The 6,326-nt window shown below is 47.1% G+C and carries 7 protein-coding genes; 1 reads left to right on the forward strand and 6 read right to left on the reverse strand.

The features are described from left to right. Positions 1-2 precede the first annotated feature (2 nt). Genes ACO9K6_RS03940 through yqfC form a run of 6 tightly spaced genes read right to left on the reverse strand, consistent with a single transcriptional unit; the run spans position 3 to position 5,624 of the window. A complete protein-coding gene (locus ACO9K6_RS03940; RefSeq protein ID WP_424766226.1) occupies positions 3-365 on the reverse strand; it encodes a diacylglycerol kinase family protein in 363 nt (120 codons plus the stop codon). Beyond that, a complete protein-coding gene (ybeY, locus tag ACO9K6_RS03945) occupies positions 365-862 on the reverse strand; it encodes an rRNA maturation RNase YbeY (RefSeq protein ID WP_424766227.1) in 498 nt (165 codons plus the stop codon). Before ybeY ends, ACO9K6_RS03940 begins: the two co-directional genes overlap by 1 nt. Then, positions 859-3,105: an HD family phosphohydrolase gene (locus ACO9K6_RS03950; protein ID WP_424766228.1), complete on the reverse strand. Its 2,247-nt coding sequence runs from the start codon at positions 3,103-3,105 to the stop codon at positions 859-861. The genes ybeY and ACO9K6_RS03950 overlap by 4 nt, the downstream gene beginning before the upstream one ends. Before the next feature lie 17 nt (positions 3,106-3,122). Beyond that, positions 3,123-4,094 carry a PhoH family protein gene (locus tag ACO9K6_RS03955; protein WP_424766248.1) on the reverse strand — a complete coding sequence of 324 codons (972 nt, stop codon included), beginning with the start codon at positions 4,092-4,094 and terminating at the stop codon, positions 3,123-3,125. Positions 4,095-4,100: 6 nt separating this feature from the next. Beyond that, positions 4,101-5,294 (reverse strand): sporulation protein YqfD, encoded by a 1,194-nt coding sequence (gene yqfD, locus ACO9K6_RS03960; protein WP_424766229.1) that lies wholly within the window; start codon positions 5,292-5,294, stop codon positions 4,101-4,103. Positions 5,295-5,345: 51 nt separating this feature from the next. Then, entirely contained in the window at positions 5,346-5,624 is a 279-nt protein-coding gene (gene yqfC / locus ACO9K6_RS03965) for a sporulation protein YqfC (RefSeq protein ID WP_424766230.1), read from the reverse strand. A gap of 276 nt (positions 5,625-5,900) precedes the next feature. On the opposite strand from yqfC, the gene ACO9K6_RS03970 reads away from it, so the two are divergent. Next, on the forward strand, positions 5,901-6,326 hold a 426-nt coding region (locus tag ACO9K6_RS03970), incomplete at its 3' end, for a transposase (protein WP_424766231.1).

The raw sequence follows: 6,326 nt of genomic DNA on the forward strand, positions 1-6,326 counted from the left end.
GCTTATTTGACCAGTAAATGCCACAAAGGGGGCCCCATAATAAGCAGACCTACGACTAGAGAAAGAGCTGCGGAAATTAATACAGCTCCCGCAGCAGCGTCCTTGGCAATCTTTGCTATTGGATGTATATTCGGGCTGGCCAAATCAACTGCCTGCTCGATAGCGGTATTCATCATTTCAGCGGTCATTACCATTGCTATTGTAACGATTATGATTGCCCATTCCAGCGGCTTTAACGACACAAGCCAGCCCAATCCGCAAACCATAATCGCAGCAGCGATATGAAAGCGCATATGGCTTTGCGTGCGAATCGCAAAGCCTACTCCTGCGCCTGCTGCCAAAAAGCTGCGCATAAACTTTCGCATTATCTTGTTAAGCCTGCTTGCTGCAGAACCGCTTCCTGCTTTGCCGTCATTTCTTCCTCAGCAGCATGCTCCTGATGATCATAGCCAATCAAATGCAGAAAACCATGGACGAACAAGAAGCCGATCTCACGCTCAAGGGAATGCCCATATTCCTCGCTTTGCAGAGCAGCGGTTTCAACCGAAATAATAATATCGCCAAGCATGCCAGATATCGGGTCCAGCTCATCTTCGCTTTCGACATCAAAAATGATATCAAGCTCATCTGTACCGTCCTCCTGCATAGCGAACGATAAGACATCTGTTGGCCGGTCAATGCCTCGATATTCGCGATTCAACTCATGTATACGGTCATCGTCGACAAATGTGAGCGAAACTTCTCCATCGGAAATTCCTTCCGCCTTAGCGGCAAGCTGCAGCAGCTGCTCCAGCTTTGCAATCCAGACATCGGGAATTTCCATCTTCTCCTGTTCATTACTCCAATCCAGCTGCAAGCTCATGCCATACGCTCCTTTGTTTTCACATCTTCGGGGTATTCAATCCGCGAATGGAATATGCCAATAACGCTTTCTTTGAGCGATTGCGCAATTTTGTCAAGCTCCTTCAGCGTCAAATCGCATTCGTTATACTGATTATCATCAAGTCTGCTCTTGATGATTTTATTGATCATAGCTTCAACCTGCTCCACGGTTGGATTCCGCAAGCTTCGTACTGCTGCCTCCACGCAATCCGAAATCCCAACTACAGCAGCTTCCTTCGACTGCGCTTTGGGACCTGGATACCGGAAATCATCCTCGGTAAACGTTGGCTCAGCTCCCTGCTCCTCAGCCTGCTTCAATGCTTTATAGTAGAAAAACTTGAGGGAGGTCGTACCGTGATGCTGCTCCGCAATATCGCGAATCGGCTTAGGGATATTATAACCCTTGAGCATTTCAACACCATCTCTAGCATGCGCGACAATGATCGATTTGCTAAGCTTAGGATCAATTGTATCATGCGGATTCTCGATGTTCGTCTGATTTTCGATAAAATAGTTCGGCCGCTTTGTCTTGCCAATATCATGATAAAATGAACCTACCCGGCACAATAAACCATCGGCGCCAATCGCCTCTGCCGCCGCCTCGGATAAATTGCCGACCATAACGCTGTGATGATAGGTTCCCGGCGTCTCCGTAAGCAGCTTGCGAAGCAGCGGATGATTCGGATTTGACAGCTCTACCAACTTAAGCGCCGACAAAATACCAAACGTTATTTCAAAAAACGGCATCAGGCCAATAACTAAAACCGCTGTTACCAATCCACTTGCAAATGCAAACGCAATCGAATAAATAAACGATACCCGATCGATCTGCTCAGACAATAGAAGAATGGTTATGACAGCTAAGGAACCAAATAAACTAACCATAATTCCAGCCTTTAATATGGTCGAACGCTGACTTGCGCGATGAATCGAGAACATCGCGGCAAAGGATACAACAATGATGACAAAGCCATATTTATAATCAAAAAGCTGCAGTTGTCCTGTGTTTAATATAATACTGCCTATAATTGAAAATAAGATGGAGCTGATCATAGCTAAATGCATGTCCAGCAATAGCGTAATGAGCATCGTACCAAGTGCGGCCGGAGCCAAATAACCCGCATAGGATGCCGCGTCCGTCTGCGTCAAGGAAATGATCTGCATCAAAATAATATTAATAAGAAATATGAGCCAAAGCATCAGCAGCGAAGCGTTGTTATATCTCGGCTTAATACCGTTAATACCGCCAGATTGATGTAAATAAGCATACAGAACAATAATGAACATAACGGATAATATAAGCAAGCCTAGCTGCGGCCAGTAGTTTTTCTTATCCTGCAGCAAATTCGAATCAGCGACCAGCTTATATAAATCAGGCGTGATCGTCTGACCCCGCTTCACGATCAGATCGCCTTCTTTAATGACGACGGGCGGCGTATTCTGCTTCGCTTGCAGCTTAGCTTCGTCTGTCGCTTCCTTGTCCATAAATCGGTTCGGCATAATCGCGAACCTGGCCAATTCCTGAACGATTTCACGGCTAGTCCGGCTGGACAGCGAGCTCGCATTTACCTGCTCTGCTACCTGTGTCCTAGCTGTTTCCGCCTCGCGCAGCTGCTCGCTCGTCAGCTTACGCACAATATCCCGAGCTACTGTACGCATCTCGGCTAAAGTCTCCGACGAGACATTAGGAAGTTTATAAAAGGTTTCCTCAGGAACGGTATACTGCTGCTCCTTCGCAATTAGCGCCATTTCTTCCAGCAACGTATCGTTATACGTTTCTTTCCCTTTGTTTAGCTTGACAAAATCATCAATATAAGTGTTATAACGGCCAGGGATTTCATTCCGGTAAATATCGATTTTATTTTGCACCGTTACCTGATCATCCTGATTAAGCTGTTCAATGCGCAAGAAAATTTGCTCCACGAGCGTTTCGCTGCGAAGGGCAACGTTCGAATAAATGACGTCGACCTTCTCAGCGGCTTCCTCTTCGGCCTGTCTTGTTGCCTTCTCATCCTTGATTTGGAAGGGAGCTTTAATGTCCTTCTCGCTTACAGCACCCTCATGGATATCATAGGTTTCAGGGACGAGATGAGGCGCCAGGCTGAAATAGAACAGCACCACAAACATAAACATCAGCACCCAACGAACGGCTGCACTCTGCTTCCAAGTCGCCGTATTAGGCGGACGCAAGCTCCCCTGTTTTCCGGTCTGATTTTGGTTCATGCAGCAGACATTCCTCTCTAGGCTTTGTTTTCAGCATCCCAGTTATATGCCACAATAATTTTTTGAACGAGTGAGTGACGAACAACATCTTGCTCAGAGAAAAAGATAATACCGATTTCTTCTATATCCTTCAAAATGCGCTGCGCCTCAATGAGTCCTGAGTTTTTGCCGCGCGGAAGGTCGATTTGCGTAACATCGCCGGTAATGACCATCTTCGAGCCGAATCCAAGCCGCGTCAAAAACATTTTCATTTGCTCGGGCGTCGTGTTTTGAGCTTCATCCAAAATAATAAAAGCATCATCGAGTGTGCGTCCGCGCATATAAGCAAGCGGAGCGATTTCAATCATGCCTCGCTCCATCGCCTTGACCGTCTGCTCAGGTCCCAGCACATCATGCAGGGCATCATATAAGGGCCGCAAGTAAGGATCGACCTTTTCCTGCAGATCACCTGGCAAAAAGCCCAGATTCTCGCCTGCTTCTACAGCTGGTCTCGTAAGAACGATACGCTTAACGGAGCCTTCCTTCAACGCCGCAACGGCCAATACAACGGCTAAATATGTTTTTCCCGTACCAGCTGGACCAATACCGAATACAATGTCAAGCTTACGTATTGTTTTCACATAATGACGCTGTCCAATGGTCTTCACTCGTATCGGCTTGCCGCGATAGGTCGTCGTAATTTCCTTTTTAAACAAGTCTAGCAGCTCTTCTGCCTGCATGGATCTTGCTAATTCAAGCGCATAGCCCACATCCCTCTCCGAAGGCGTATAGCCCCCGCGGACGAGCTGTAATAACACGTGATAGAGCTGCTCTAGCGAATCAACCTCTTCATTCGGTCCGGATATGACAATTTCTGCCTCGCGTGACGAAATCGATGCTTCGACCTGTGCTTGAACTAGACGCAGATACTTGTCCTGCGGTCCGAATACGGCTAATCCTTCCGCTGCATTGCCGAGCGGTATTTTGACTACTTTCGTCTCAATTTGCAACAATTCTCAATCTCCTTGCATCTGGACTAGTGGCATTTCCTTTACGATAGACTGCTCGACCTCAAAAAGAACTTTCATATAAACTTTACCATTGTCGGCCTTTTCATGCAAAACAATTTCATTGCGGATGACCGCGTCGCTTCCTGCTTTCAGGATAACCTCTGCCTTCGCCTGCAACATGCCGATGCTCTTTGCCTCGTCTTCCGTTAACGACCGCTTCTCCAAACGGGTCTCCAATATCGTCTCTTTCAACCGACCAATAGGGAGCGACCATTTGCGCCAGGCTGCCTGTTCCTCGTGTCTGATGGTTTCGGAGGCGCTATACGGCGTTTCACCGTATCCGCTAACCTGAAGAGCCCTGGAGCCTATTACAGCAAACCATTTCGTTTGCTTCTCACCCGTATACACCTTTACTTGCTGTACCATAGGAGAGGCTACCTCAAATTCGTACCATACAAGGCCTTTTACCTTCCCTTTCGCTACAACAGTTCGAGAATACTCCTCTCCTCCGATTGTGCCTGATATTAATGTCTGTCCTTTTTTTACCTTCATATTTTTCTTTACGACAGGTCTGCCAGCTTCCGCAATGATTTCCGTTACGACCGCATCGGCGGAAGCTACCAAATGGCGAGGATTCTGCAAGGGGGCTTGATCGGGAACCGTCTGCTCAACGACGCGAATGGTCACCTTCGTCCCTTTCTTCTCAACGCCTATCCAAGAGGAGCCCGGCAGCCTGCGTACAAGCTGCTTAGACAGCACGTCCGTATTTGCAAGACGAAAAGACCACTGCATGGGATACAGCCCCTCCTGCTTGGCCACAGCTCTTATTTGATCCTCCGAAAGCTTCACATTGCCTTCCACTTCAACGCTCCATACAAGCGAGGAAAGCATAAATATAAGAGCAAAGAACAACATAATACCCGCCGCAAAAAATTTCCGTTTTTCCACCTTTACCAGCCAAAAAGGCAGACCTTGGCGTTTGCTCACATGTACGCGGCAGCCTGTCTCCTTCAAATACGTGCGAAGCTGAAAAAAGTCGCTAATTGACACTTCAAATTCCAGCAGTCCTCCGCTTGTCCACCGAATTGAAGACAGCTGCAGGCCGCCGGAAAGCGCCTGATTAACCAGCTGCTCAGGCTTCCCCCCCCTGATTTCGACAGTAACGATCCCCTTAAACCATTGTCCGCCTCGTGCGCTCACGCCATTTCCCTCCCATAGCTTTGACTCATTCTAATCAACGATTTCAACTTGTTATGGAATCAATTGTATGTTTGTAATTTGTCCTTCCACGAACACTTCTTCTGCCCATATCGTCCGAATGACAAGTGCGCTGCCCGTTACTTCCAGTTGCCCTTTGCTGAGCGCCAATCGCAGGCGCTCACTGGAAAAATGAACGACACCCCGATGATTTTCTATGTAGAGCTGACAATCCCCAATCATCGTTAAACGCGGCAAATCATATACGACGTCATGAGGCATTTCCAAAAGCTCTGCGGTCATTTTACGAAATCTTTTCTTCATAAGGGGCATCGACGTCTTTACCCTCCTTAAAGGTTTGCGCAGCAAACCTGCTTCGTAAGCATTGGCTAAGGTTTGCGCAGCAAACCCGCTTCGTAAGCATTGGATATTTCATGTACTGTACCAAAATATGCAAACCGCCGACTATTTATGAGATCAATGTGTTGAGAGCGGGGAAGCGGGGAAGTTGCTGCGAAAACAAATATAGGCTAACCAGGGGATTGATATGCTCCCCATACGGTAGACAGGTGAAATAATAAAACCTGCTACTGTAAGGGGAGTTTTTTCATGCCTAAAGAAATATATAGTCCGTCAGATAAACTAGCTATCATCGGTGAAATATCGAGTGGCGAGATTAGCTTGAAGGATGCGACTAAGAAATATGGTATCTCTAAAACAACTCTGGTGAAATGGCGAAAACGTTATAAGGTATATGGGGTTGAAGGACTGGAACGTCAGGCCCATAATCGTTGCTATAGCGCTGAGCTTAAGCTCGAAGCAGTGAAGGATTACCTGGAGGGGGGCTTGTCCCAGTACCAGATCATCGATAAATACAAGATTGCTAGTCGAACGCAGCTCTCCAACTGGATTAAGCAGTATAATGGCCATAGCGGCTTAAAAGCTTATTCAGGGGGAGCACATGCGATGACCAAAGGACGTTCTACAACTTGGCAGGAACGAATCGATATTGTTCAATATTGTATTGCACATCAG

This window comes from Paenibacillus praedii (assembly GCF_049725345.1).
In the GTDB taxonomy this organism is placed as follows: Bacteria; Bacillota; Bacilli; order Paenibacillales; family Paenibacillaceae; genus Pristimantibacillus.